This window comes from Pseudomonas sp. GL-RE-29 (assembly GCF_019947275.1).
GTDB lineage: Bacteria > Pseudomonadota > Gammaproteobacteria > Pseudomonadales > Pseudomonadaceae > Aquipseudomonas > Aquipseudomonas fluorescens_A.
Genome location: NZ_JAGYGD010000024.1, coordinates 1 through 26520, shown reverse-complemented (window position 1 = coordinate 26520; position 26520 = coordinate 1). Strand labels below are relative to the sequence as shown.

Below are 26520 nucleotides of genomic sequence, written 5' to 3'. Positions count from 1 at the left end.
GTTTCGTAGGTTCCGCTGGCGCCACAGGCGTAGGCGGCGAGCAAGCTGCACAACAGGCTATTGATGGACATGACAGACGCTCCGGCAAGTGATGATGGCCTGATCTTAGGCCCGGGCCAGACGTCTGGCTGGTAGATTCTTTCGATGGATGCCATAGCCCGAAAGTTGTATACAATTTTTGATTCAAGTCATAGGAACTTGCGAAGTTTTCAGGCAGTCTTCTGTCCATTCGCATTTCTGCTAACCCTGCCTTGGAGATTCACCATGTTTGCCAAACTTGTTGCGGTATCCCTGTTGACGCTGGCCAGCAGCCAATTGATGGCTGCAGAGTGCAAAACCACTATCGATTCCACTGATCAAATGTCCTTCAACACCAAGGCCATTGAAATCGACAAGAGCTGCAAAACCTTCACCGTCGAACTGACCCACTCCGGCAACTTGCCGAAAAACGTCATGGGCCATAACTGGGTGTTGAGCAAAGAAGCGGACATGCAGCCAATCGCTACCGACGGCCTGAGCGCCGGCATCGACAAGCAGTACCTGAAAGAAGGCGATGCCCGCGTGATCGCGCACACCAAGGTTATCGGCGCCAAGGAAACCGACTCGGTGACCTTCGATGTGTCGAAGCTTGATGCCAACGAAAAATACGGTTTCTTCTGCTCGTTCCCGGGCCACATCTCGATGATGAAAGGTACGGTTACGCTGAAGTAATCGAGCCCATAAAAAAAGCGTCCGCATTGGACGCTTTTTTTGTGCCTGGCGTTTGACCGCATCCTCGTTCATCGCCAGCAAGCCGGCTCCTACAGGTTCAGTGCCGCTTCCGTAGGAGCCGGCTTGCTGGCGATGGCGTCGGTTCAAACGCCACTTTACTCACGGCGCAAACGGCATCACACGTTTGTGGTGGGTTTTGTTGTACGTGCTGACGATGATCTTGAACGCTTCCTCGCGCACCGGCTCGCCGTGCAGGAAGGCATCGATTTCGGCATAGGTCACGCCATGGGACGCTTCGTCCGGTTTGCCCGGAGACAAGTCTTCCAGGTCAGCAGTCGGAATTTTTTCCACCAGCGATTCCGGCGCGCCGAAGCTGCGGGCGATGGCCCGGACCTGGTTTTTCACCAGCCCGCTGAGTGGTGCCAGGTCGCAGGCGCCGTCACCAAACTTGGTGAAGAAACCCATCACCGCTTCCGCCGCGTGGTCGGTTCCGATCACCAGGCCGTGGGCAGCGCCGGCGATGGTGTACTGGGCCACCATGCGCATCCGCGCCTTGGTGTTTCCGAGCACGAAGTCTACCGAGACCGCTTGCTTGCCTTCGAACGCCGCGACTTCACTGGCCAGGGATTTGACCGCCGGGCCGATGTTCACCGTGTGGCGCTCGTCCGGTGCGATGAAATCCACCGAGGCCTGGGCGTCGTGTTCGTCAAATTGAGTCTCGTACGGCAGGCGCACGGCGATGAACTTATAGCTCGTGTCACCCGTACGCTGGCGCAGTTCACGCATGGCGCGCTGGGCCAGCAGGCCTGCGGTCAGGGAGTCGACGCCACCACTGATGCCCAGCACCAGGGTCTTGAGCCCGGAATTGACCAGGCAATCCTGAATAAAAGTGATCCGGCGGGCGACTTCAGCTTCGAGGGCGGCTTCGTCGGCGAATGGCGGCTGGACCTTGAGCTGTTCAGCAATCTCACGCTGTACGGCTTGCATGAATTCACTCCTTGCTAGATGGGCTTGATGCGCTGGAAAGGGCGGCAGGTACTTGGAAAACGTGTCGCAAATAGGCGACGAAATTCGGGTCTTTGCAGTGAGTCTTGCCAGGCTCATCGGAGATCTTCGCCACCGGTTGGCCGTTGCAGGCGGTCATTTTAAGCACGATGCTCATCGGTTCGACACCCGGAATGTCACACGTCAGGTTGGTGCCGATACCGAAGCTGACATTGATCCGCCCCCGCAGCGCCCGGAATATCTCCAGGGACTTGGGCAGCGTGAGGCTGTCGGAGAAGGTCAGCGTCTTGCTCATCGGGTCGATACCGAGCCGGTGATAGTGCGCGATGGCTTTTTCAGCCCAAACCACCGGGTCGCCCGAGTCGTGGCGCAAACCGTCGAAAAGCTTGGCGAAAAACAGGTCGAAATCGCCGAGAAAGGCATCCATGGTGATGCAGTCGGTCAGGGCAATCCCCAGCAGGCCACGGTATTCGCGGACCCAGCAATCGAGGGCGGCAATCTGGCTGTCGATCAGCCGCGGGCCGAGTTGCTGGTGGGCCATGATCCATTCGTGGGCCATGGTGCCCAAGGGTTTCATGTCCAGCTCGCGAGACAGATGCACGTTGCTGGTGCCGACGAAGCGCCCAGGGAAATCGTGCTTGAGCACGTTCACCACTTCTTCCTGCACACGGTACGAAAAGCGACGACGGGTGCCGAAATCGGCTACCTGCAATTCGGACAATTCGTCGCTGCTGGCGTTGGCGGTCAGCCAGTCGAACTTGCGATAGAGCTGTTCACGCGCCTGTTCCAGGACAATTTCCCGGTAGCGATAGCGGTTACGCACTTCACTGACGATCGCCAGCATCGGCACTTCGAACAGGATCACATGCAGCCACGGGCCACGCAGGCGGATGAACAATTCGCCGTTTTCGATGCCGGTCTGGACGTAGCGCAAGTTGAAACGAAACAGTCCGAGAAAACGCAGGAAATCCGGTTTCAGGAAGGTGATGCGCTCCAGAAAACTCAACTGATCGGCGCTCAGGCTCAACTCGGCCAGGCGCTCGAACTGGTAACGAATCTCCGCCAGGTACGGGCGCAGATCTTCACTGTTTCGGCAACGAAACTCCCATTCGACTTCCACGTTCGGGTAGTTGTGCAGCACCGCCTGCATCATCGTCAGTTTGTAGAAGTCGGTGTCGAGCAGGTTCTGCACGATGCGATCGGCAAACACGCTCTCGCTCATAACGGGATTCTCCACATTGAATACAGATAGTGGCGCATATCGGCGGAGGGAATTGCCAGCAATTTTTTGGACACCAGATCTCCTGTGGCGAGGGAGCTTGCTCCCGCTGGGGTGCGCAGCGCCCCTAATAACAGACGATGTGTTCGATCTGGATGAATTCGTTATCCGTTCCGCGGCTGCTTCGCACCCGAGCGGGAGCAAGCTCCCTCGCCACAGGGTTTGTGCCTGGCCACAGATTGATGTGCCGGCCTAAGGTTGTGGAGTGTCCGGACTATCAATCTGCTCCAACATCCACTTCACAAAATCCCGCACCTTTGGCACTTCCGCCGAGTGCTCCGGGTACGCCAGGTAATAGGCATCCGTACTCGGCATTGCATGCTGCCAGGGAATGACCAGTTTGCCGTCGGCCAGTTCCTCTTCCACCAGAAAGCGCGGCAACAAGGCCACGCCGCAGCCGACCTGTGCCGCGCGGATGCACATATAGAAGGTTTCGAAGCGCGGGCCGTGGTAGCTGTGTTCGGTGTGGTAGCCCTGACTGTCGAACCAGTCATGCCAGGCTTGGGGGCGGGAAGCGTTTTGCAACAGGACCAGGTCGGTGAGTTGCGTCGGGTCGGTGAATGGCGTGTCGGGCAGGCTGCCGGGGGCACAGACCGGCACCAGCTCTTCGCCGAACAGCTTCAGGCATTCGGTGCCGGGCCGAGAGCCTTGGCCGAAATAGAACGCCAGGTCGCTGCGCCCTTGCAGCAGGTCGTCGGCTTCCTGCTCGCTGCACAGGTCCAGATGAATCGACGGATGACGCAGGCGCCAGCCTTTCAGGCGCGGCACCAGCCAGCGTGCGCCGAAGGTCGGTGGCGTCGAGACGCGCAGGACTTCGGTTTCGCCGCCGTAGGAACGCAGGTAATGGGTCGACATCTCGACCTGCGTGAGGATTTTTCGTACTTCGACCAGGTACAAATCCCCCGCAGGGGTCATTTGCAGGCGTCGGCGCACCCGGCGAAACAACAAGTGTTGCAACAGTTCTTCCAGTTGCGCGACCTGTTTGCTGACCGCGCTCTGGGTCAGGTTCAGCTCTTCGGCGGCCCGGGTGAAGCTCAAATGCCGGGTCACGGCTTCGAAACACTGCAACGCAGCGATCGATGGCAAATAGCGTTTGTTCAGCATGGGCGGTCCTTTGTTCTTGTCTCTTTATTGCCAGCAATGCACAGCATGAATAAACGGAATGATATCTCTCTTAAAGGTCGTTTGTTGAGTAACCTCCGGGGAGCTAAAACTACAGGCCTGATCAGCCGTGATTTTCCGGCTGCACCCGTTCCGTTTTTTGCTTGAGGAGTAACCCATGGTTGCCGCATTGCTTGATCGTCTTGGCGTGAACCCGGCCCTGTACCAGAACGGCAAAGTGCCGGTGCATTCGCCTATTGATGGCAGTCGCATCGCCGCTGTTAACTGGGAAGGCGCCGCTGAAGTCGAGCAGCACATCAGTCGCGCAGATCATGCGTTCGAGCTGTGGCGCAAGGTTCCGGCGCCGCGCCGTGGCGAACTGGTGCGTCAACTGGGCGACATCCTGCGTGAATACAAGGCCGATCTCGGCGAGCTGGTTTCCTGGGAAGCCGGCAAGATCACTCAGGAAGGCCTGGGTGAAGTTCAGGAAATGATCGACATCTGCGATTTCGCCGTCGGCCTGTCCCGCCAGTTATACGGTTTGACCATCGCCTCCGAGCGTCCTGGCCACCACATGCGCGAAACCTGGCATCCGCTGGGCGTCGTTGGTGTGATCAGCGCCTTCAACTTCCCGGTGGCAGTCTGGGCCTGGAATGCCACGTTGGCGCTGGTTTGCGGCAACCCGGTGATCTGGAAACCGTCGGAAAAAACCCCGCTGACCGCGCTGGCCTGCCAGGCACTGTTCGACCGCGTGCTGAAGAATTTCAGCGATGCGCCACCGCACCTGAGCCAAGTCATCATCGGCGGTCGCGATGCTGGCGAAGCCCTGGTCGATGATCCGCGTGTCGCGCTGGTCAGCGCCACTGGCAGCACCCGCATGGGCCGTGAAGTGGCGCCGAAAATCGCCGCACGTTTCGCCCGCAGCATTCTGGAACTGGGCGGCAACAACGCGATGATCCTCGGCCCAAGCGCCGATCTGGACATGGCCGTTCGCGCCATCCTGTTCAGCGCCGTCGGCACTGCCGGTCAGCGTTGCACCACTTTGCGTCGCTTGATTGCCCACGAATCGGTCAAGGAAGAGATTGTCACCCGCCTGAAAGCCGCGTACTCCAAAGTCCGCATCGGCCATCCGCTGGAAGGCAACCTGATCGGTCCGCTGATCGACAAGCAAAGCTTTGAGAACATGCAGGACGCCCTGGAACAGGCCCTGAGCGAAGGCGGCAAGGTGTTCGGCGGCAAGCGTCAGCTGGAAGACAAATTCCCTAACGCTTACTACGTGTCGCCGGCCATCGTTGAAATGCCGGAGCAGAGCGATGTGGTCTGCCACGAAACCTTCGCGCCGATCCTGTACGTGGTCGGTTACAGCGATTTCCAGGAAGCCCTGCGTTTGAACAATGCTGTACCGCAAGGTCTGTCCTCGTGCATCTTCACCACCGACGTGCGTGAAGCCGAGCAGTTCATGTCGGCGGTGGGCAGCGATTGCGGCATCGCCAACGTCAACATCGGCCCGAGCGGCGCGGAAATCGGCGGCGCGTTCGGCGGCGAGAAAGAAACCGGCGGCGGTCGTGAGTCCGGTTCCGATGCATGGCGCGGCTACATGCGCCGCCAGACCAACACCGTGAACTATTCGTTGGAGTTGCCGTTGGCTCAAGGGATCACGTTCGACTAAGTAATGGTGGTGGGCTTGAAAAGATCGCAGCCTTCGGCAGCTCCTACAGGATCGCGCCTGGCTGCGGTTCTGTAGGAGCTGCCGGAGGCTGCGATCTTTTTGGTGGCTGGTTAGGTTTCTGTTGGAGTCTGGCAATGCCGTTACGCGAAGAGTGTCTGTGGGAAAAACTGACGCCGCAAAGGCCCGACAACGCGGCGCTCAAGGGTGAAGTAAAAGTCGATGTCTGCGTCATCGGCGCCGGGTTCACCGGGCTGTCGGCGGCGGTGCATTTGCTGGAACAGGGCAAGACCGTTTGTGTGCTGGAAGCCCATCGCGCCGGGCATGGCGGTTCGGGGCGCAACGTCGGTTTGGTCAACGCGGGAATGTGGATTCCGCCGGACGAAATCGAAGCCGGGTTCGGCGAAGAAGTCGGCAGTCAGCTCAATCGCATGCTGGGTGCGGCTCCGTCCCTGGTTTTCAGCCTTGTGGATAAGTACAACATTGATTGCCAGCTGCGTCGCGAAGGCACGCTGCACATGGCGCACAATGCCCGTGGCGAAGCGGATCTGCGCAGTCGTGAACAACAATGGAAGCGCCGTGGTGCGCCGGTTGAATTGCTGACCGGCCAGGCCTGCGAACAAGCCACGGGCACCAAGAAAATCGCCGCCGCACTGCTCGATCGCCGTGCTGGCACGATCAATCCGATGGCTTACACCACGGGGCTGGCCAAAGCGGCCATCGGCCTCGGCGGTCAACTATTCGATCATTCCCCGGTAACCCGACTCGAACGTCAGGGCCAACGCTGGTCGGTGCAAACCGCGCAGGGCTCGGTACTGGCCGAGCAAGTGGTGATCGCTTCCAACGCTTATACCGAAGGCGACTGGACCGAGTTGCGACGCAATTTCTTCCCCGGTTATTACTACCAAGTGGCCTCAGTCCCTCTGACCGAAGACGCCGCGCAGCAAATTCTGCCGGGCGGCCAGGGTTCCTGGGACACCCGTCAGGTGCTCAGCAGTATTCGTCGGGACAAGGATGGTCGTCTGTTGCTCGGCAGTCTGGGTAACGGTAATCAGAAACCGACGTGGTTCCTCAAGGCATGGGCTGATCGAGTCCAGCAGCACTACTTCCCCTATCTAAAACCGGTGGAGTGGGAGTGCACATGGACCGGTTGCATTGCCTTCACGCCCGATCATTTGATGCGTCTGTTCGAACCGGCGCCCGGTCTAGTGGCAGTCACCGGTTATAACGGTCGGGGCGTGACCACGGGTACGGTGGTTGGCAAAGCCTTTGCCGATTATTTGTGTAACGGAAATCCTCAGGCGCTACCTATTCCATTCGCACCCATGCAGCCATTGGCCGGAGTGGGCTTGCGCAGCTGTTTGTACGAGGCGGGGTTTTCGCTGTATCACGCAGGCCAGTGCCTGCGGATCGTGATTTGATTGTAGAAATTTGTTGCTGGAAGCGGCGCTTTTTGGCTTGGCGACTAGCCTGTAGTGGTGCGGGTTGTAGCAGTTGCGCACCAGTAGTGTGCAGTTAGGTGACGCACGTTGTTACAGGCTGGTTGCACGCTGTTTGGTGTCGCGGTTGCAATGATGGCGCGGTCGGGTTGCGCCTCAAAAAAATATTGGTTTCACCTTCAGCGGTTTAGACGGTTGCACGCTCAATGAAAATGGGCCCGAAACAGTCGAAATAACAATAAAGCAGCGACTTTTTTCAGAATAAAAAACCGATGGCACAACACTTGCTCTGAGCATTCAGTGAAGTCGCAGTGCCAATTAAAAAAAAACCTTGGAGCACCACCTCATGTCCCAGACGTTTTACAAGAAAGGCTTTCTGGCCCTCGCAGTGGCAACTGCGTTGGGTGTTTCTGCGTTTGCTCAGGCTGACATCAAGATCGGCGTAGCGGGTCCAATGACGGGCGCCAACGCGGCATTTGGCGAGCAGTACATGAAGGGTGCACAGGCAGCAGCCGATGCGGTCAACGCAGCGGGCGGCGTGAACGGGGAAAAAATCGTACTGGTCAAGGGCGATGACGCCTGCGAACCGAAACAGGCTGTGACGGTCGCCAAGGACCTGACCAACCAGAAAGTCGCTGGCGTGGTCGGTCACTTCTGCTCCTCGTCGACCATCCCGGCGTCGGAGATCTACGACGAAGCGGGCATCATCGCCATCACGCCAGGTTCCACCAACCCGGCAGTGACCGAGCGTGGCCTGAGCGCCATGTTCCGTATGTGCGGTCGTGACGACCAGCAAGGCATCGTGGCCGGCGACTACATCGTCGACGTGCTCAAGGGCAAGAAGGTTGTCGTGCTGCATGACAAGGACACCTACGGCCAAGGTCTGGCGGATGCCACCAAGGCGCAACTGGTCAAGCGCGGCGTAACGCCGGTGCTGTATGAAGGCCTGACCCGTGGCGAGAAAGACTTCAGCACCATCGTCACCAAGATCCGCGGCGCTGGCGCCGATGTCGTTTACTTCGGCGGTCTGCACCCGGAAGCCGGTCCGCTGGTTCGCCAGCTGCGTGAACAAGGCCTGAAAGACGTCAAGTTCATGTCCGATGACGGCATCGTGACCGACGAACTGGTGACCACCGCTGGCGGTCCGCAATTCGTCGACGGCGTGCTGATGACCTTCGGCGCCGACCCACGCCTGCTGCCAGACAGCAAGGCCGTGGTAGACGCCTTCCGCAAGGCCGGTACCGAGCCTGAAGGCTACACCCTGTACGCCTACGCTTCGGTCCAGACCCTGGCTGCAGCTTTCAACGGTGCCAAGTCCAACAAGGGCGAAGAAGCGGCTGCCTGGCTGAAGAAAAACCCGGTCAAGACCGTCATGGGCGAGAAGACCTGGGACAGCAAGGGTGACCTGAAAGTCTCCGACTACGTGGTTTACCAGTGGGACAAGGACGGCAAATACCACCAGCTGGAAAAACAGAAGTAAGGGCTGTTCCGATTACTTGAACCCACAGATCCCATGTGGGAGCGGGCTTGCCCGCGATGGCGGACTGGCAGGAGACAATTTCGTCGAATGTTCAACCGCTATCGCTGGCAAGCCAGCTCCCACAGGGGGCGGTGTGGGCCAGGTTGATCGTGATTGACATTGCTCCGACGTAAATCTGTATTTTCCTTAGAGGAACCGCACACCCCCAGGTGTGCAGGTTCTCATTGCGTGAGATTGCGTTATGGATGGTATTTTCCTGCAGCAACTGGTCAACGGCCTGACCCTCGGGTCGGTCTATGGCCTGATCGCCATCGGCTACACAATGGTCTATGGCATCATCGGCATGATCAACTTCGCCCACGGCGAGGTTTACATGATTTCCGCTTACCTCGCGGCGATCAGTCTGGCTCTGCTGGCATACTTCGGTATTGAATCCTTCCCGCTGTTGATGCTCGGAACACTGATCTTCACTATCGTCGTCACGGCGGTGTATGGCTGGGTCATCGAGCGTGTCGCCTACAAACCCCTGCGTAACTCCACCCGACTGGCACCGCTGATCAGCGCCATCGGTATTTCGCTGATCCTGCAAAACTATGCACAGATCGCCCAAGGCGCGAAGCAACAAGGTGTGCCTACCTTGCTGACCGGTGCCTGGCGCGTCGAGATCGGCACAGGTTTCGTGCAGTTGACCTACACCAAGGTCTTCATTCTGGTCGCCGCGTTTGTCGGGATGGCCGCGCTGACCTACATCATCAAGTACACCAAGCTCGGCCGCATGTGCCGTGCAACCCAGCAAGACCGCAAGATGGCTTCGATCCTGGGGATCAACACCGACCGGGTGATTTCCTATGTGTTCATCATCGGTGCAGCGATGGCGGCCCTGGCCGGCGTGCTGATCACCATGAACTACGGCACATTCGACTTCTATGCCGGCTTCATCATCGGGATCAAGGCGTTCACCGCCGCGGTACTCGGCGGGATCGGCTCGCTGCCTGGCGCCATGCTCGGCGGGATCATCCTCGGGATTTCCGAGTCGCTGTTCTCTGGTCTGGTCAACTCGGACTACAAAGACGTTTTCAGCTTCTCGCTGCTGGTTCTCGTTCTGGTCTTTCGGCCTCAAGGCCTGCTCGGCCGTCCTCTTGTGTCGAAGGTGTAAGCGATGTCTTCAACCACTAAAAAAACCATTGATCTCAAAAAAAGTCTGGTTGATGCGATTCTTGCCGGCCTCATTGCCCTGATCGTGTTCGGGCCGATTGTCGGCGTCGTCCTCGATGGCTATGGCTTCAACCTGGAAACCTCCCGGGTGGCATGGATCGTCGCCATCGTCATGGCCGGTCGTTTTGCCCTGAGCATGTTCCTGCAAACCCCCAAGGGCCTGAGGATCCTCGAGGGTTTTGAATCCACCGGTTCCGGGGTTCATGTTCTGGCGCCCGATTACAAATCCCGCCTGCGCTGGATCATCCCGCTGATGATCGTCATCGCCGTGGTGTTCCCGTTCTTCTCCAACTCGTACCTGCTGGGCGTGGTCATCCTCGGGCTTATCTACGTACTGCTGGGTCTGGGGCTGAACATCGTGGTTGGCCTGGCCGGCCTGCTCGACCTCGGTTACGTGGCGTTCTACGCCATTGGCGCCTACGGTCTGGCACTCGGTTATCAATACCTTGGGCTGGGCTTCTGGACGGTGCTGCCATTGGCCGCGATTACTGCCGGGCTGGCTGGTTGCATCCTCGGTTTTCCGGTGCTGCGACTGCACGGTGATTACCTGGCGATCGTGACCCTGGGCTTCGGTGAAATCATCCGCCTGATCCTCAACAACTGGCTGTCCCTGACTGGTGGCCCGAACGGTATGCCAGCCCCATTGCCGACCTTCTTCGGCCTGGAGTTCGGCAAAAGAGCGAAGGATGGCGGCGTGCCGTTCCATGAGTTCTTCGGCATCGCCTACAACCCGGACGTGAAGTACTACTTCATCTACGCGGTGTTGTTCCTGGTGGTGTTGGCCGTGCTGTACATCAAGCATCGTCTGGTGAAGATGCCGGTCGGTCGTGCCTGGGAAGCGTTGCGTGAAGACGAAATCGCCTGCCGGTCCATGGGCCTGAACCACGTACTGGTCAAACTCTCGGCATTCACCATCGGCGCCTCGACGGCTGGCCTGGCCGGTGTGTTCTTCGCCACCTACCAAGGCTTCGTCAACCCGACCTCTTTCACCTTCTTCGAATCGGCCCTGATCCTCGCCATCGTGGTACTTGGCGGCATGGGCTCGACCATCGGCGTGGTGATTGCGGCGTTCGTACTGACCGTGGCCCCGGAACTGCTGCGTGGCTTCGCCGAATACCGCGTACTGCTGTTCGGCATCCTGATGGTGTTGATGATGATCTGGCGACCGCGCGGCCTGATTCGGATCAGCCGTACCGGTGTGACCCCGCGTAAAGGAGTAGCGCCATGAGCGAAGTCGTACTCTCCGTAGAGAAGCTGATGATGCACTTCGGCGGCATCAAGGCGCTCAATGATGTGAGCATGAAGGTCAAGCGCAACTCGATCTTCGCCCTGATCGGCCCCAACGGCGCCGGCAAGACCACCGTGTTCAACTGCCTGACCGGGTTTTACAAGGCCTCCGGCGGCAAGATTGAACTCAATGTGCGCGGGCAACAGACCAACGTCATCCAGTTGCTGGGGGAATCGTTCAAGCCGACCGATTTCGTCTCGCCAAAAAACTTCATCACCCGGCTGCGCTACAAGATGTTTGGCGGCACCCACCTGGTCAACCGTGCCGGGCTGGCGCGGACTTTCCAGAACATTCGCCTGTTCAAGGAAATGTCGGTGCTGGAAAACCTGCTGGTTGCCCAGCACATGTGGGTCAACCGCAGCATGCTGGCCGGCATCCTCAACACCAAGGGCTACCGCAAGGCTGAAAGCGATGCGCTGGACCACGCGTTCTACTGGCTGGAAGTGGTGGACCTGGTGGACTGCGCCAACCGTCTGGCCGGTGAACTGTCCTACGGTCAGCAACGTCGCCTGGAGATTTCCCGGGCCATGTGCACCCGTCCGCAGATCATCTGCCTCGACGAACCGGCCGCCGGCCTCAACCCTCAGGAAACCGAAGCGCTGAGCGCGATGATCCGGCTGCTGCGCGACGAGCACGATCTGACCGTGGTGCTGATCGAACACGACATGGGCATGGTAATGAGTATTTCCGACCACATCGTGGTGCTGGACCACGGCATCGTCATCGCCGAGGGCGGCCCCGACGACATCCGCAACGACCCGAAAGTGATTGCCGCGTACCTGGGCGCCGATGAAGAGGAGCTCGTATGACTAACGGTGCCATCCTCGAACTCAAGGAGCTGGACGTGTTTTACGGGCCGATCCAGGCCCTGAAGAAAGTCTCGTTGCACATCAATGAAGGTGAAACCGTCAGCCTTATCGGCTCCAACGGTGCCGGCAAGTCGACCCTGCTGATGTCGATTTTCGGCCAGCCACGGGCGGCGAACGGGCAGATTCTCTATCAAGGTGTGGATATCACTCACAAGTCGTCCCACTACATCGCGTCCAACGGCATCGCGCAATCGCCGGAAGGGCGGCGGGTATTCCCCGACATGACCGTTGAGGAAAACCTGCTGATGGGCACCATCCCGATCGGTGACAAGTACGCCAAGGAAGACATGCAGCGCATGTTCGAGCTGTTCCCGCGGCTCGAAGAGCGGCGTACACAACGGGCGATGACCATGTCTGGCGGCGAACAGCAAATGCTCGCCATTGCGCGGGCGTTGATGAGTCGGCCGAAACTGCTGTTGCTTGATGAGCCGAGCCTGGGGTTGGCGCCCATCGTGGTGAAACAGATTTTCGCCACCCTGCGGGAATTGGCCAAGACCGGCATGACCATCTTCCTGGTGGAGCAGAACGCCAACCACGCCCTTCGGTTGTCGGATCGGGCGTACGTGATGGTCAACGGCGAAATTCGCATGACCGGCACGGGCAAGGAGCTGCTGGTTAACGAGGATGTGCGAAACGCCTATCTCGGCGGGCACTAATCCTTAGCGTCGAATGAAAACGCCCTGACAAAATCAGGGCGTTTTTTTATGCCCACTAAACCCCTGTAGGAGCTGACGAGAGAAACGAGGCTGCGATCTTTTGATCTTGTTTTTCAAGAATCAAAATCAAAAGATCGCAGCCTGCGGCAGCTCCTACACGGGACGGTGAATTGTGGTAAGGCGAAATTGTGGAAAACAAAATTGACGACCTCCCAAAGCGCGACATAAAGCCGCTGCAAATAGTTGTTTTGTCACGGTTTTGACTTGTCCCCGTTTGCTGTGGAGCTGACTGTGAATAACGTGGGAGTAGCTGGCTGAAGGCCTTTGAAACCGTGGCTTGCAGCGTTGCGGTTGTTTTTTGATCAGGCGTTTTTACGAAGCCATAAGGCAGCTTTGTCAACCTTTTTGTTAGAGGCGAAACGGCGAAGAATCCACTTGAATGGGCCTGTGGATAAGTCTGTGGTTAAACTCTGGAAAGACTCGGCTAAAGGCCGTCGTTACTGGCTTGGCGCCATCGTCGGATTGACCGCCCGGTCGGAAAAATGGCCATGGGCTACACAGCAGGCCAATTGGGGTCAAGCAAAAAAATTTCAAAATCCCTCGCTAAGCCTTGTGGACAGCGGCTTGCAGCTTTTCTACTTGCCCCCGGAAACTGTGGACCGGCCTGTGGATAAGGTGCGTGCATATGGCTACAGACCGCGGCTTATATGGCTTTCCTGCTGTTGATCGTTTTTTGAGCAGAATCGCAACAGGGGAACGTGGTTGCCGGTAAGTGCGTGGCCGGGCATGCTGCCTGCTGATTTTCTATTCCAATGGCTGTCGATCAGCCGAAGCAAGGAGAACACGATGTCCAACACCCTGTTTATTACCGGCGCGACCTCCGGTTTTGGTGAAGCCTGTGCCCGTCGTTTTGCCGAGGCCGGCTGGAAACTGGTGCTGACCGGCCGTCGTGAAGAACGCCTCAATGCGCTGTGTGCCGAGTTGTCGAAGCAGACTGAAGTGCATGGCCTGGTGCTCGATGTGCGCGACCGCAAAGCCATGGAAGAAGCCATCGCCAGCCTGCCGCCGTCCTTCGCCAAACTGCGCGGACTTATCAACAATGCTGGCCTGGCCCTGGGCGTTGATCCGGCGCCAAAATGCGACCTGGATGATTGGGACACCATGGTCGACACCAACATCAAAGGCCTGATGTACAGCACCCGCTTGCTGCTGCCGCGCTTGATCGCCCACGGTCGCGGCGCCGGCATCGTCAACCTCGGTTCCATCGCCGGCAATTACCCGTACCCGGGCAGCCACGTGTATGGCGCGAGCAAGGCGTTCGTCAAACAATTCTCCCTGAACCTGCGCTGTGACCTGCAAGGCACAGGTGTGCGGGTCAGCAACATTGAGCCGGGCCTGTGCGAGAGCGAGTTCTCCCTGGTGCGTTTCGCCGGTGACCAGGAGCGTTACAACGCCACCTACGCCGGTGCCGAGCCGATCCAGCCGCAGGACATTGCCGATACCATTTTCTGGGTACTCAATGCGCCGGCGCATATCAACATCAACAGCCTGGAGCTGATGCCGGTTAGCCAGACCTGGGCTGGTTTTGCGATTGATCGCAGTGGTGGCAAGGCGTAAGACCGAGTCGCGGCCAATCGCGAGCAGGCTCGCTCCTACAGGGATTGCGTTGAGCCTGCTCGCGAAAGCGTCGGACTAGACAAAGCAGGACATCAGCTAGACTCCTCATCCAACAGACCTCCGCGCCCAGCGGTTCAAAGGATTCCGAGGAGATTCAGTGAGCAATCGAGGCGAGCAGTCGCTGCTCAAACAATCGACCTTCCTGATGCTCGCCGTGACATTCGCCGGGATCATCACCGGTTTTGTTTCGGGCGCCCAATCCATCCTGTTCGATGGCTTTTTTTCGCTAATCGCGGCCTTCATCAAGGTCCTGATGCTGATCACCGCCCGGCTGATCGCCAAGGAAAGCAATCAGCGCTTCCAGTTCGGTTCCTGGCACCTGGAGCCCATGGTGCTGGTGATCGAGGGCAGCTTCATATTTCTCGTGGCTGTTTATGCCTTTCTCAACGGCGTGTTCGGCATCATCAGTGGTGGCCGCGAGGTCGAGCTGGGGCTGGTGATTTTCTACGCGGCGTTCTTCACCGTCGTTGAGCTCATCTATTTTTTCTACGTCCGCCGACGCAATCGCACACTCAAATCATCGCTGATCCAGTTCGACAACATCAGTTGGCTGGTGGACGCGATGCTGTCGGCTGGACTGCTGGTGAGCTTCCTCATCGCGCTGCTGCTCAAGACTCAGGGTTATGACGAGTGGGCGGTGTACGTCGACCCGATGATTCTGATTCTGCTGGCCTTGGGCATGCTTCCTCCCGCGTTCAAAATCCTCGGGCCGGCATTGCGCGATGTGTTGGGGATCGTCCCGGATCAACTGGACGACAAGGTGAACCAGGTGCTGGCGGCGGCGAAGATCGAGCATGGATTCGATGACTACATTTCTTACGTGCAGAAGCACGGGCGGGCCTGTTTTATCGAGATTCATATCGTCTTGCCGACGGATTATCGGCTGCACAGCGTGGTGCAACTGGATGCACTGCGGGAGGAAATTTCGGCGAAGCTCGGCAAGCCTGATGCGGCGCGATGGCTGACTATCAGCTTTACCGGGGACAGGAAGTGGATTGCGTGATTTTCGATTGAATCGCCAAGATCGCAGCCTGCGGCAGCTCCTACAGGATGTACGCGATCCCTGTAGGAGCTGCCAAAGGCTGCGATCTTTTAGCGGTCAGCGAAGATATTCGGCCAACCCGCGATAACACGTCGCCAAGTGATAAGGCGTGGTCGACGGCATGTCCCGACGGCTCACTTCCCCGTGCTCGTCGCGGCACTCATACCAGCCGCCCGCATGCAGCGAGCGCTGTTGCAATGCCTGCAATTGACGCAAAACCAAAGCCTCGCTGCCCGGGCGCAACGTCAAGGCGCGCAGGTACTCGGCCTGGGCCCAGATACGCTGCGTCGCGTCGCGGGAACCACCGTTAGGCCCCAGATCCAGCATGGCCCGCACGGCACCGGTCTGTTGATCGACGCCCAGTTGCTCGGTGAAGGCAAAGGCGCGCTCCAGCGACGCATGCAATTGCGAGCCGCGCAGCAGCTCGGACGACTCCAACAGGAAATACCACTCGAACTGATGGCCCGGTTCAAACCAGTTATCCACAGCGCCCAGCGGTTTTTCCATCAGCACGCCGTGCTGCGGATCGATAAATCGCTTCTGCATACCTGTGCATAACTCGACGAGCGCCCGTTGTACGGCGAGGTCTTCACGCACCGACAACGTCGCGAGGAAGGCTTCGGCGAGGTGCATCAGCGGGTTTTGCAGGGGGCCGCTGTTGAGCGATGACCAGTCACGGTCGAGGCTGGCTTCGTAGAGGCCATCACCGCTGGCGAAGCGCTTCGCGATGACTTCCAGGGCGGCGTTGAGCACCGACTCCACCAATGGCTCACGCACTTTGTCCCAGTAATGGGCGCAGGCGAACAGGATAAAGGCGTGGGTGTAGAGGTCTTTGCGTTGATCCAGCGGCGCCCCTAGCGGGTCGATGCTGTAGAACCAGCCGCCATGCTCGGCGTCGTGGAAATGCCGCTGCAAGGAACGGAACAGCGCCGCCGCCCGTTCTTCGGCGCCCGGCACCTGGCCGATCAGGCTGGCAAACAGATACAACTGCCGCGCGCAGGCCATCGCGCGGTAGCGCTGTGGTGGCAGTGGTTGGTGCCCGGCATCCAGCGCCTCGTAGGGCAACGCCATGTCGGCATTCCAGCCCGGACCTTGCCAGAGCGGCACGATCACGTCCTTGAAGTGCTGTTGCACCGAGGCAAACAGGGCGGTCAGTTCAGGCTGGGAGGCGGAGCGGGAAACAGGCGGCATTGGCTGGCGTCGTCACGGCAGGGTTGATTGCGCGACATGTTAACAGGCCTGAGAGGTGTGTTGTCTGTCAGGCCGTCATCGCTGCAACCCAGCTCCCACAGGTTAAGTGCAAATCCCTGTGGGAGCTGGCTTGCCAGCGATGACGGCCCTGACAGGCGCTAAAGAAATCAGCCGGCCAACAACCAAACCCCGGTCGCCGCCGAAGCCGCCCCTGCCAGTCGAACCAACGGCGCAGCCGCTTGCGGCAACACTCGCACCAGCGCATAACCCGCCGCATGCAACGCTGCCGTCGCCGCCACAAACCCTGCCGCATACGCCCAAGGGCTGGACATGTCCGGCAGCTCCAGACCATGCGCCACACCATGGAACAGCGCAAACAGCGCAGTCGCAGCCACTGCAATGCTCAGCGGTGGACGCACCGCCAAAGCCACCGCCAAGCCCAGCGCCAGAACAGATGCGGCAATCCCGCTTTCCATTGCTGGCAGGTTCAGCCCTTCAAAACCCAGCAATCCACCGATCAGCATGGTGCCGACGAAGGTGCACGGCAGCGCCCAACGCGCGGCGCCTTTCTGCTGCGCCGCCCACAGGCCAACGGCGAGCATGGCCAGCAAGTGGTCGAGGCCGCCGATCGGATGGCTGATACCGGCGATCAAGCCGTTGTCATCGTGCCCCGGGTGGGCGAAGGCGATGGCCGGGGTCAGCAGCAGGGCCATGGCGCCCAGGATGCGTTTCAGTGTCATGGATAAGCTTCCTTGTTGATAAGTGTCGATCAGGCTGCGGTCAGCAGGCCCTGGCGTTCGATGAAGGCGATGATGTCTTCCAGGCCCTGGCCGGTTTTCTGGTTGCTGAAAACGAACGGCTTGCCGTTGCGCATGCGCGTGGTGTCGCTGTCCATCAGGGTCAGCGAAGCCCCTACCAGCGGCGCGAGGTCGATCTTGTTGATCACCAGCAGATCGGACTTGCAGATCCCCGGCCCGCCCTTGCGCGGCAGCTTGTCGCCGGCCGAGACGTCGATCACGTAGATGGTCAGGTCCGACAACTCGGGACTGAAAGTCGCCGAGAGGTTGTCGCCACCGGACTCCACCAGAATCAGGTCCAGACCCGGAAAGCGGCGGTTGAGCTGATCCACGGCTTCGAGGTTGATCGAGGCGTCTTCGCGGATCGCCGTGTGCGGGCAACCACCGGTTTCGACGCCGATGATGCGTTCCGGCGCCAACGCTTGGTTACGCACCAGAAAGTCGGCATCTTCGCGGGTGTAGATGTCGTTAGTGACCACTGCCAGGTTGTAGCGGTCGCGCAGGGCCAGGCAAAGCGCCAGGGTCAGGGCGGTTTTACCGGAGCCGACCGGGCCGCCGATGCCGACGCGCAGAGGTTGTGTGTTCATGTGGTTCTCCAAAATAAAACAGGCCCTAGGAACGGAACAGACGGCTGTACTGGCGCTCGTGGGCCATACACGCCAGGGACAGGCCGAAAGCGGCGCTGCCAAAGTGTTCGGGTTTGATTCGGGTGGCGTTTTGCTGGGCCTGTTGCAACAGCGGCAGCAATTCGCTGGTCAGGCGCTGGGCGGCTTGCTGACCTAGCGGCAAGGTTTTCATCAGCACTGCCAATTGGTTTTCCAGCCAGCTCCAGAGCCATGCGGCCAGTGCATCCTGCGGACTGATCTGCCAGGCGCGCGCGGCCAGCGCCCAGCCGAGGGCCAGATGCGGTTCCGGGCGTTGTTCGAGGAAGGCGCGGGCCGAGGCATCGAGCTCCGGCAAACCATTGAGCAGTTGTTGCAAGGAGTAGCCCATCTGGCGGCTCTCCTGATGCAGCTCGCGAGTCTCCCGGCTGGCGCGGTGCTCTTCGCAGCGTTGCAGCAGTTCGTGCCAGTTTTCCTCGGCGGCCGCCTCGCAATGGGCAAGCAACAATGGCGCCTCGAAGCGGGCCAGGTTCAGCAGCAACTGATCGCTGATCCAGCGACGGGCACTGTCAGGATCGTGCACGCGGCCATTCTCCACCGCCATTTCCAGGCCTTGGGAATAGCTGTAGCCGCCAATCGGCAATTGCGGACTGGCCAGACGCAGGAGCGCCCAGGCCGGGTTCATAGGCGCACGCCGAACTGGTGCAATTTCGGCGGGTAGTTGAAATCCTCATCACCGTGACGCGAGTGGTGATGACCTCCGCCGTAAGCGCCGTGTTCCGGCTGGAACGGCGCTTCGATGTGTTCGGTGGTGGCGCCCAGCTGTTCGAGCATGGCCTTGAGCACGTAGTCATCAAGCAGGCGCAACCAGCCGTCCCCGACTTGCAAGGCGACGTGGCGATTGCCCAGGTGATAGGCCGCGCGGGTCAGTTCGAAGGCATTGGCGCAGGTGACGTGCAGCAGTTGTTCGGGGCGGGCGCAGACTCGGACGATGCGCCCGTCTTCGGCTTGCAAACATTCGCCGTCATGCAGCGGCGGCTGACCGCGCTCCAAAAACAACCCGACGTCTTCGCCCTCGGCACTGAAACAGCGCAAACGACTCTTGCTCCGGGCTTCGAAGGTCAGGTGCAGCTCGGCGGCCCAGTCGGGTTGAGGGTCGATTCTGCGATGAATCACCAGCATCGGAAAACTTCCAGCAATGGACAATGCTCAGGCTAGAGCAAGGGGCTTGCCAATCGCGGGGAAGTGTAGGAAATGCCTGTGGGAAAGGTAGGACGAGGCCAGGTTGGGCACGGGTTTTGGGTGATGTTGGTGCGTTGAGTTTTTACTATGCACCAAATTGCGGCGCACAAAAAAAGATCGCAGCCTGCAGTTGCTCCTACAGAGATACGCGATTTCTGTAGGAGCTGCCGCAGGCTGCGATCTTTTAGGGCATCACTCGGTACTGCCGAGCCCCTGCCAATGCTTCAACCCGATAAAGATAAACCGCAACTGCTGGGTAATCTTCGCCTGGGGCGTCAAATGCTCAGGCAGCGCCTCGGCCGGCGGGTCGATGATGTCCGGCAAGGTGGCGAACACGCTTTTGACGATGAGGTCCGCCATGACGCTTAGACCGGCGATATCCAGGTGTTGCAGTTTCGGCATCAGCGACAAATCGGCCGCCAGGTCCGAACTGATGTTTTCGCGCAGACGGCCGATGGCCAGTCGCACCGGCAACGAACCGCCGTACTGCTCGCGGGCCAGAAACAGAAATTGCGAGCGGTTGGCCGACACCACGTCGAGGAAGATTCGCACCGACGCATCGATGATGCCGCCCATGACGAACTCATTGTGCCGCACCAGGCGGATGGTTTCGCGGAAGGTCTGGCCCACTTCGCTCACCAGCACCAGGCCCAGTTGATCCATATCGGCGAAATGCCGGTAGAAACCGGTGGGCACGATCCCGGCGGTTTTCGCCACTTCGCGCAGGCTCAAGCTGCCGAATCCTCGGCCGCCTTCCATCAAATGGCGAGCAGCGTCCATCAGGGCGTTGCGGGTCTGTTGTTTCTGTTCGGCGCGGGGCAGCATCGCAGGGGCGTTTTCTGAAGTAGGACAGCGGCGCACTCTAGCAAATCGGCTTTGCCGGCGTCGAACGACGATAGGGGATCGAGCGGGGGAGTGGCGGTGCTTCTATTAAGTGAAGAGCCAGAAAGTCAAAAGCCCAATCCGGTGATTGGGCTTTTTTTCGGGGCCGTCATGGGCTTAGCTCATCGAGCTGTTGCGTTCGATCACACGGTCACCACCGCCTTCGGCGAGGGTTTGGCCTGGGGTGCGGTCGGAACCGTCAGCGGCAACTGTTTGACCTTGTGGCGTCTGGTCGTAGCCATCTTCAGCAACCGTTTGGCCTTGTGGAGTCTGGTCGTAGCCATCTTCAGCAACAGTCTGACCTTGTGGGGTCTGGTCGTAACCGTCTTCAGTGATCAGGTTTTTTTCTTTCAGGCGATCGTTACCACCTTCAGCGAGGGTTTGACCTGGGGTACGGTCGGAGCCATCAGCTGCAACGGTTTGGCTGAACACCGAGTGAGTGTCTTTCACTTGTGGGGTGGCTTGGTCAGCGGCAGGCAGTGCAAAAGCAGTGCTGGCTAGCATCGAGAGTGTAAGGCTAAGTAGAAGTTGGCGTTTCATGATCGGGTGCTCCGTGGGAGGGCAATAAATTGGGTACGAGGGCAATGCTACTCTCGATAAGTCGATATAAAAGTTCATAAACGCAATGTTAATAATCAACGGAATTGATTGTTCTCTGCAGCCCTTGTAAACCGGGCGTTTCCGGCCGATGTTTTTGCACCGGGATGGGTATTTTCGACTCACTCTCGCTGCGCAAAAGTGCGGGGCCGGTAACGCGGGACGGGAGGGGAAAGCCGCGTTCGACCGATCAATTACGGCAAAATCGTTTTTTCGATTAAACCTGCGGGCCATTTGCCAGTCGTAGATGTCATAGCGGGCCAGTTCTGGTCCCAGCGTTTTTCTTGAGCGTCGCAGTCGGGGGCGTTCAGTCGTATCAGGAGCCCTGTGCAATGACGCGCACTCGTAAAATTCTCGCCTGGACCTTCACCAGCCTTGTTGTGTTGTTGGCGGTTCTGGTGCTGGTCATCGTGTTCTTCGATTGGAACCGGATCAAACCTCCCCTCAACGCCAAAGTTTCCGAAGAGCTGCATCGCCCCTTCGCCATCAATGGCAACCTGGCCGTGGTCTGGCGGCGCGAGCTTGGCGAAGGCGGCTGGCGCGCCTGGGTGCCGTGGCCGCACGTGGTGGCCGAAGACTTGAGCCTGGGCAACCCGGACTGGTCGAAAACGCCGCAAATGGCCAGTCTCAAACGCGTCGAGCTGCGCATATCGCCCCTGGCCCTGCTGGCGCAGCGCGTAGTGATCCCGCGCATCGACCTCACCGAACCCAATGCCGAGCTGCAACGCCTGGCCGACGGTCGCGCTAACTGGACGTTCAAGTTTGACCCGAAAGACCCGAACGCCGAACCTTCTCCTTGGGTGGTGGACATCGGCGCGATCGGCTTCGACAAGGGCCATGTCACCCTCGACGATCAAAACCTGAAGACTCAGCTCGACCTGCTGATCGACCCGCTGGGCAAGCCGATCCCGTTCAGCGATATCGTCGGCGACAAAGCCGCGAAGACTGCGCAAGTGAAAGGCAATGCACCCCAGGACTACGCGTTTGCGTTGAAGGTCAAAGGCCAGTACCACGGCCAGAAACTGGCAGGGCAGGGCAAAATCGGCGGCCTGCTGGCCTTGCAGGATTCCGCCACGCCGTTTCCGCTGCAGGCTCAGGTGCAAATCGCCGACACCAATGTCGAGCTCGCCGGCACCCTGACCGATCCGCTGAACCTCGGCGCCCTGGATCTGCGCCTGAAGCTGGCCGGCGCCAGCCTGGGCAATCTCTATCCGCTGACCGGCGTGATCCTGCCCGACACTCCGCCGTATGCCACCGACGGTCACCTGGTCGCCAAGCTGCATGAGCCGGGGGGCGCGGTGTTCCGCTATGAAGAGTTCAACGGCAAGATCGGCGCCAGCGATATCCATGGCAACCTGGCCTACGTCGCCAGCCAGCCAAGGCCAAAACTCAGTGGCTCGCTGCTGTCCAATCAACTGCTGTTTGCCGACCTGGCCCCGCTGATCGGCGCCGACTCCAACGCCAAGCAAAAGGCCCGGGGCGGTGAGAGCAAACAACCGGCGGACAAAGTGCTGCCGGTTGAAGAGTTCAAGACCGAGCGCTGGCGCGATATGGACGCCGATGTCGAGTTCACCGGCAAGCGCATCGTCCACAGTGAAAAACTGCCGTTCAACGACCTCTACACACACTTGGTACTCACCGATGGCGTACTCAGCCTAGAGCCCCTGCGCTTTGGCGTGGCTGGCGGCAAGCTGGATGCACAGATTCGCTTGAACGGTCACACCGATCCCATGGAAGGCAGGGCGAAACTCACCGCACGCGGTTTCAAACTGAAGCAGCTGTTTCCGACCTTTGAACCGATGAAAACCAGTTTCGGCGAGCTCAATGGCGATGCCGACATCACTGGCCGCGGCAACTCGGTGGCGAAATTGCTGGGCAGTGCCAACGGCAATCTGAAGATGCTGATCAACGACGGTGCCATCAGTCGCGAGCTGATGGAGCTGGCCGGGCTGAACGTCGGCAACTATGTGGTCGGTCGGATCTTTGGCGACAAGGAAGTGAAGATCAACTGCGCGGCTGCCGATTTCGATATCAAAAGCGGTCTGGCCACCACTCGGTTGTTTGTCTTCGATACAGAGAACGCGATCGTCTACATCGATGGCACGGCAAATATGGCGACCGAGCAACTGGACCTGACCATCACGCCGGAATCCAAGGGCTGGCGCCTGATTTCATTGCGTTCGCCGCTGTACGTGCGGGGCAAGTTCATCAAGCCTGATGCCGGTGTGAAGGCTGTGCCGTTGATGTTGCGCGGGGCCGGGATGGTGGCGCTTGGAGTGATCGCCGCGCCAGCGGCAGGTTTGCTGGCGCTGATAGCGCCGAGTGGCGGCGAGCCGAATCAATGTGCGCCGTTGCTGGAACAGATGAAGTCGGGCAAGGCGCCAGTAACCGTCAAACCCACCCGATAATCGCGCGTCTGCACTGACGTCATCGCGGGCAAGCCCGCTCCCACAGGGGATCACCGTACTTGTGGGAGCGGGCTTGCCCGCGATGGCGGACAGACAAGCGCTGCGTATCGCAATGTGAAGCACTCACGCCAAGGCATGCCCCGATATCAATGCCTCTTCACGCAACCACGCAAAAAACGCCCGCACCGGCGGATGCCGTTCGCGCCCCGGAACGCACAGCGCGCTATACCCGGCGCCGTCCACTTGCACGTTCCCTCGATAGGCCACCAGCAATCCGCTGGCCACGCTTTCGGACACCAGAATATTGCTGGCCAGTACCAGGCCTTGCCCGGCAATGGCTGCTTGCAGGGCGTAATGCTCTTCGTCGTATTCGCGCACCGCGGGCTCGCCTGTCAGCCAGTTCTCGCCCGACCGCGCGCACCAGGCCTCCCAGCCATGGGCGTAGAGCTTGGAGTTGTGCCAGCGCACGCTGATCAGTGTCGGCGTGCGGGTCGTCGCCAAGGCCACTTGTTCGGGGGAGCCATAAACGCCGAAGGACTCGTCGAACAGGCACAGGCCATACAGATTGGGATAGTCATCAAGGCTGTAGCGCACCGCCAGATCGACACTGGCGTCCTGATGCAAATCGATGACTTCGCAATGGGTATCGAGGCGCAGGCTGATGTTCGGGTGCCGAGCGTAAAAGCGCCCGAGTCGCGGTACCAGCCACAGGGCGGCGAAAGCGGCGGTGGTGGAGATCGTCAGGCTCGCGCCGCTGCGCTGCGGGCGCAGCGTGTCGACACTTTGTGCCACTTCCAGAAAGGCGCCATGCAGGCTGTGGAACAGCCGTTCACCGCACTCGGTCAGTCGCACCTGCCGTGGCAAGCGATCGAACAACGGCACGCCGAGCCAGGTTTCCAGCGAGCGAATCTGATGGGATACCGCCGTCGGCGTCACTGCGAGTTCTTCGGCAGCAGCCTTGAAGCTCAGCAGGCGTGAGGCGGATTCAAAAGCGCGCAGGGCGGTCAGCGGCAATGAGGCAAACATTGAACACTCCACGGATGAAATGGATTCATCCAGACTGATTTTTGCTCATTTGAAAAACGGCAGCTGCGAGCTTCAAGCTGCAAGCCACAAGCAGTTTGAGTTTAGTCCTTAAGGAGAATCAGATGAGCACAATTCTTGCGATTCATGCCAGTCCCCGTGGCGAGCGTTCTCATTCGCGGCGTTTGGCGGAAGTGTTTCTTTCAGCTTGGCAGGCTCGACATCCTCAGTCGCGGCTGACTCGCAGAGAGGTTGGGCGGGCATTGATTCCGCCGGTCAATGAAGCGTTCGTGGCTGCCGCGTTTTATCCGCAACCTGACGCGCGCCCATTGTCGATGCAGGCGGATCTGGCGTTCAGCGATGAGCTGGTTGGCGAGTTGTTGGAACATGACTTGCTGGTGATTTCCACGCCAATGCACAACTTCAGTGTGCCCAGCGGCTTGAAAGCGTGGATCGATCAGATCGTGCGGCTCGGGTTGACGTTTAACCACACCCTGGACAACGGCGTGGCGCAGTACGAACCGCTGGTGCGGGGCAAAAAGGCCTTGATCGTCACCAGTCGCGGCGGCTTCGGTTTTGGCCCTGGCGGTGAACTGGAAGCCATGAACCATGCCGATCCATTGCTGCGCACGGCGCTGGGCTTCATCGGCATCACCGATGTCACGGTGGTCGCTGCCGAGGGCGAAGAGTCCGAGGCGCGCACGTTCGAGGTTTCTGCCGCCGAGGCCGAACAGCGCCTATTGGCGCTGGCCAGGGAGTTCTAGATGGCCTGGCTGTTTTTGCTGATCGCCGCCGGTTTTGAAGTGACGTTCGCCATGGGCATGAAGTACGCCGAAGGCTTCACCCGGCTCTGGCCGTCGCTGATTACCGTCGTCGCGGCGGTGGGCGGGATTTACTTCCTGACCCTGGCCATGCGCGAATTGCCGGTGAGCATCGCGTACCCGATCTGGACCGCCATCGGCTCACTGGGCACTGTGTTTCTCGGGTTTGCGCTGCTGGGTGAAAGCTTGACGGCGGTTAAGTTGGTGTCAGTCGGATTAATCGTCGCGGGTGTGGTGGGGCTGAAGTAAGGTATTTCGCGCCCCACCCGGGTCGGATCCCTGTAGGCGCTGGCTTGCTGGCGATGGTCGTTGACGATAACGCGTAGGGGCTGGTTAAACGCGGCGCACTTGAGACCATCGCCAGCAAGCCGGCTCCTACAGGGGGGGCGTGAAGAACGTGGAACGAGGACGGATGTCATAGACTGGTCGTCGAGTTGTCATGTTCGCTGGTGATGCTTGGCGGATGTCTTGCATCACGCCTTGCGTCACTTCACCGATCACAAGGATGTCCGCCCATGTCGCAAGGTTCCGCCCCGCGTTATCCGATTGTGTTGGTCCCGGGAATGCTCGGGTTTATTCGTCTGGTGCTTTATCCGTACTGGTACGGGATCATTTCGGCGCTGCGCCAGGGTGGTGCGGTGGTGTTTGCAGTGCAGGTTTCGCCGCTCAATTCCAGCGAAGTACGCGGTGAGCAACTGTTGGCGCGCATCGAAGAGATTCTGCGCGAGACCGGGGCCGGGAAGGTCAATCTGATCGGCCACAGCCAAGGTTCGCTGACGGCCCGATATGCTGCCGCCAAGCGCCCGGATTGGGTGGCGTCGGTGACGTCGGTGGCAGGGCCGAATCATGGCTCGGAGCTGGCGGATTATCTGCACAAACATTATCCCCATGACAGCGCCGCAGGCCGGCTGATGACCTTTTTGCTGCGGATGATCGCTGCCCTGATGAGCCTGTTGGAAACCGGTTATCGCGGGCCGAAATTTCCCGTGGATGTTCATGCGTCCCACCACGCACTCACCACCGAAGGCGTGGCGCTGTTCAATCAGCGTTATCCACAGGGCTTGCCCGAAACCTGGGGCGGGCAGGGGCCGGAAGAGGTCAATGGTGTGCGGTATTACTCGTGGTCCGGCACCTTGCAGCCGGGCAAAACGGACAGCGGACGAAACATGCTCGACGGCACCAACCGCAGTTGCCGGTTGTTTGCCAAGACCTTCGTTCGTGAAGCCGGGCATTGCGACGGGATGGTCGGGCGCTACAGTTCGCACCTGGGGACGGTGATTGGCGACGAGTACCCGCTGGATCACTTCGACATCGTCAATCAGTCGTTGGGGTTGGTGGGGAAGGGGGCGGAGCCGATTCGGTTGTTTGTTGAGCATGCGGCGCGGTTGAAAGCGGCAGGGCTATAGATTCCTGTGGCGAGGGAGCTTGCTCCCGCTGGGGCGCGAAGCGGCCCCAAAAAATGGGACTGCTTCGCAGTCCAGCGGGAGCAAGCTCCCTCGCCACAGGGTCAGTGTCAGGCCTAATTGATC

General features: G+C 59.5%; 25 protein-coding genes. 14 read left to right on the top strand and 11 right to left on the bottom strand.

The window, feature by feature from the left end:
• The first annotated feature begins 264 nt into the window (after positions 1-264).
• Complete coding sequence (gene azu / locus KGB21_RS19515; protein WP_034149644.1) at positions 265-711, top strand: azurin; 447 nt, start codon at positions 265-267, stop codon at positions 709-711.
• Between the two features lie 159 nt (positions 712-870).
• Here azu and nadE read toward each other — a convergent pair whose 3' ends face one another.
• The 3 genes from nadE to KGB21_RS19500 form a co-directional block, all read right to left on the bottom strand.
• Entirely contained in the window at positions 871-1698 is an 828-nt protein-coding gene (nadE, locus tag KGB21_RS19510) for an ammonia-dependent NAD(+) synthetase (protein ID WP_034149645.1), read from the bottom strand.
• 4 nt (positions 1699-1702) lie between these two features.
• On the bottom strand, positions 1703-2938 hold the full coding sequence (gene pncB, locus KGB21_RS19505; protein WP_223506407.1) for a nicotinate phosphoribosyltransferase: 1236 nt from the start codon (positions 2936-2938) through the stop codon (positions 1703-1705).
• Positions 2939-3187: 249 nt separating this feature from the next.
• A complete protein-coding gene (locus tag KGB21_RS19500; protein ID WP_223506406.1) occupies positions 3188-4099 on the bottom strand; it encodes a LysR family transcriptional regulator in 912 nt (303 codons plus the stop codon).
• 175 nt (positions 4100-4274) lie between these two features.
• Between KGB21_RS19500 and KGB21_RS19495 the strand changes: the two genes are divergently transcribed.
• The 9 genes from KGB21_RS19495 (at position 4275) to KGB21_RS19455 (ending at position 15389) form a co-directional block, all read left to right on the top strand.
• Positions 4275-5765 (top strand): aldehyde dehydrogenase family protein, encoded by a 1491-nt coding sequence (locus KGB21_RS19495; protein WP_034149648.1) that lies wholly within the window; start codon positions 4275-4277, stop codon positions 5763-5765.
• A gap of 134 nt (positions 5766-5899) precedes the next feature.
• Positions 5900-7183 carry an NAD(P)/FAD-dependent oxidoreductase gene (locus tag KGB21_RS19490; protein WP_034149649.1) on the top strand — a complete coding sequence of 428 codons (1284 nt, stop codon included), beginning with the start codon at positions 5900-5902 and terminating at the stop codon, positions 7181-7183.
• A gap of 364 nt (positions 7184-7547) precedes the next feature.
• Positions 7548-8681: an ABC transporter substrate-binding protein gene (locus KGB21_RS19485; protein WP_034149650.1), complete on the top strand. Its 1134-nt coding sequence runs from the start codon at positions 7548-7550 to the stop codon at positions 8679-8681.
• Positions 8682-8922: 241 nt separating this feature from the next.
• A complete protein-coding gene (locus tag KGB21_RS19480; protein WP_034149651.1) occupies positions 8923-9837 on the top strand; it encodes an ABC transporter permease subunit in 915 nt (304 codons plus the stop codon).
• A gap of 3 nt (positions 9838-9840) precedes the next feature.
• Positions 9841-11124 (top strand): high-affinity branched-chain amino acid ABC transporter permease LivM, encoded by a 1284-nt coding sequence (gene livM / locus KGB21_RS19475; RefSeq protein ID WP_034149652.1) that lies wholly within the window; start codon positions 9841-9843, stop codon positions 11122-11124.
• On the top strand, positions 11121-11993 hold the full coding sequence (locus KGB21_RS19470) for an ABC transporter ATP-binding protein (RefSeq protein ID WP_223506404.1): 873 nt from the start codon (positions 11121-11123) through the stop codon (positions 11991-11993). Before livM ends, KGB21_RS19470 begins: the two co-directional genes overlap by 4 nt.
• Entirely contained in the window at positions 11990-12709 is a 720-nt protein-coding gene (locus tag KGB21_RS19465; protein ID WP_034149654.1) for an ABC transporter ATP-binding protein, read from the top strand. The genes KGB21_RS19470 and KGB21_RS19465 overlap by 4 nt, the downstream gene beginning before the upstream one ends.
• Before the next feature lie 846 nt (positions 12710-13555).
• Entirely contained in the window at positions 13556-14326 is a 771-nt protein-coding gene (locus KGB21_RS19460) for an SDR family oxidoreductase (RefSeq protein ID WP_223506402.1), read from the top strand.
• Positions 14327-14483: 157 nt separating this feature from the next.
• A complete protein-coding gene (locus KGB21_RS19455; protein WP_034149656.1) occupies positions 14484-15389 on the top strand; it encodes a cation diffusion facilitator family transporter in 906 nt (301 codons plus the stop codon).
• A gap of 96 nt (positions 15390-15485) precedes the next feature.
• On the opposite strand, the gene KGB21_RS19450 is transcribed toward KGB21_RS19455, so the two are convergent.
• From KGB21_RS19450 to KGB21_RS19420, 7 genes are all read right to left on the bottom strand, one after another.
• The gene (locus tag KGB21_RS19450) at positions 15486-16619 is read right to left on the bottom strand and encodes an AGE family epimerase/isomerase (RefSeq protein WP_223506400.1); all 1134 of its coding nucleotides are present in this window, start codon (positions 16617-16619) and stop codon (positions 15486-15488) included.
• A gap of 167 nt (positions 16620-16786) precedes the next feature.
• Positions 16787-17359 (bottom strand): HupE/UreJ family protein, encoded by a 573-nt coding sequence (locus KGB21_RS19445; protein WP_034149658.1) that lies wholly within the window; start codon positions 17357-17359, stop codon positions 16787-16789.
• Between the two features lie 29 nt (positions 17360-17388).
• Entirely contained in the window at positions 17389-18003 is a 615-nt protein-coding gene (ureG, locus tag KGB21_RS19440) for an urease accessory protein UreG (protein WP_034149659.1), read from the bottom strand.
• A 25-nt stretch (positions 18004-18028) separates the two neighbouring features.
• The gene (locus tag KGB21_RS19435; RefSeq protein ID WP_034149660.1) at positions 18029-18703 is read right to left on the bottom strand and encodes an urease accessory protein UreF; all 675 of its coding nucleotides are present in this window, start codon (positions 18701-18703) and stop codon (positions 18029-18031) included.
• Positions 18700-19200, bottom strand: coding sequence for an urease accessory protein UreE (gene ureE, locus KGB21_RS19430; protein WP_034149661.1), 501 nt, complete (start codon positions 19198-19200; stop codon positions 18700-18702). Before ureE ends, KGB21_RS19435 begins: the two co-directional genes overlap by 4 nt.
• A 252-nt stretch (positions 19201-19452) precedes the next feature.
• On the bottom strand, positions 19453-20085 hold the full coding sequence (locus KGB21_RS19425; RefSeq protein ID WP_034149662.1) for a TetR family transcriptional regulator: 633 nt from the start codon (positions 20083-20085) through the stop codon (positions 19453-19455).
• Positions 20086-20259: 174 nt separating this feature from the next.
• Positions 20260-20682: a hypothetical protein gene (locus KGB21_RS19420; RefSeq protein WP_034149663.1), complete on the bottom strand. Its 423-nt coding sequence runs from the start codon at positions 20680-20682 to the stop codon at positions 20260-20262.
• A 389-nt stretch (positions 20683-21071) separates the two neighbouring features.
• On the opposite strand from KGB21_RS19420, the gene KGB21_RS19415 reads away from it, so the two are divergent.
• Positions 21072-23147 (top strand): AsmA family protein, encoded by a 2076-nt coding sequence (locus tag KGB21_RS19415; protein WP_223506399.1) that lies wholly within the window; start codon positions 21072-21074, stop codon positions 23145-23147.
• Positions 23148-23270: 123 nt separating this feature from the next.
• Here the strand turns inward: KGB21_RS19415 and KGB21_RS19410 are convergent, their stop codons facing one another.
• Positions 23271-24185, bottom strand: coding sequence for a LysR substrate-binding domain-containing protein (locus KGB21_RS19410; RefSeq protein WP_223506398.1), 915 nt, complete (start codon positions 24183-24185; stop codon positions 23271-23273).
• Positions 24186-24295: 110 nt separating this feature from the next.
• On the opposite strand from KGB21_RS19410, the gene KGB21_RS19405 reads away from it, so the two are divergent.
• The 3 genes from KGB21_RS19405 (at position 24296) to KGB21_RS19395 (ending at position 26397) form a co-directional block, all read left to right on the top strand.
• Positions 24296-24934: an FMN-dependent NADH-azoreductase gene (locus KGB21_RS19405; protein ID WP_223506397.1), complete on the top strand. Its 639-nt coding sequence runs from the start codon at positions 24296-24298 to the stop codon at positions 24932-24934.
• On the top strand, positions 24935-25240 hold the full coding sequence (locus KGB21_RS19400) for a DMT family transporter (protein WP_034149667.1): 306 nt from the start codon (positions 24935-24937) through the stop codon (positions 25238-25240).
• A gap of 266 nt (positions 25241-25506) precedes the next feature.
• On the top strand, positions 25507-26397 hold the full coding sequence (locus KGB21_RS19395) for an esterase/lipase family protein (protein ID WP_223506396.1): 891 nt from the start codon (positions 25507-25509) through the stop codon (positions 26395-26397).
• Positions 26398-26520: the final 123 nt, after the last annotated feature.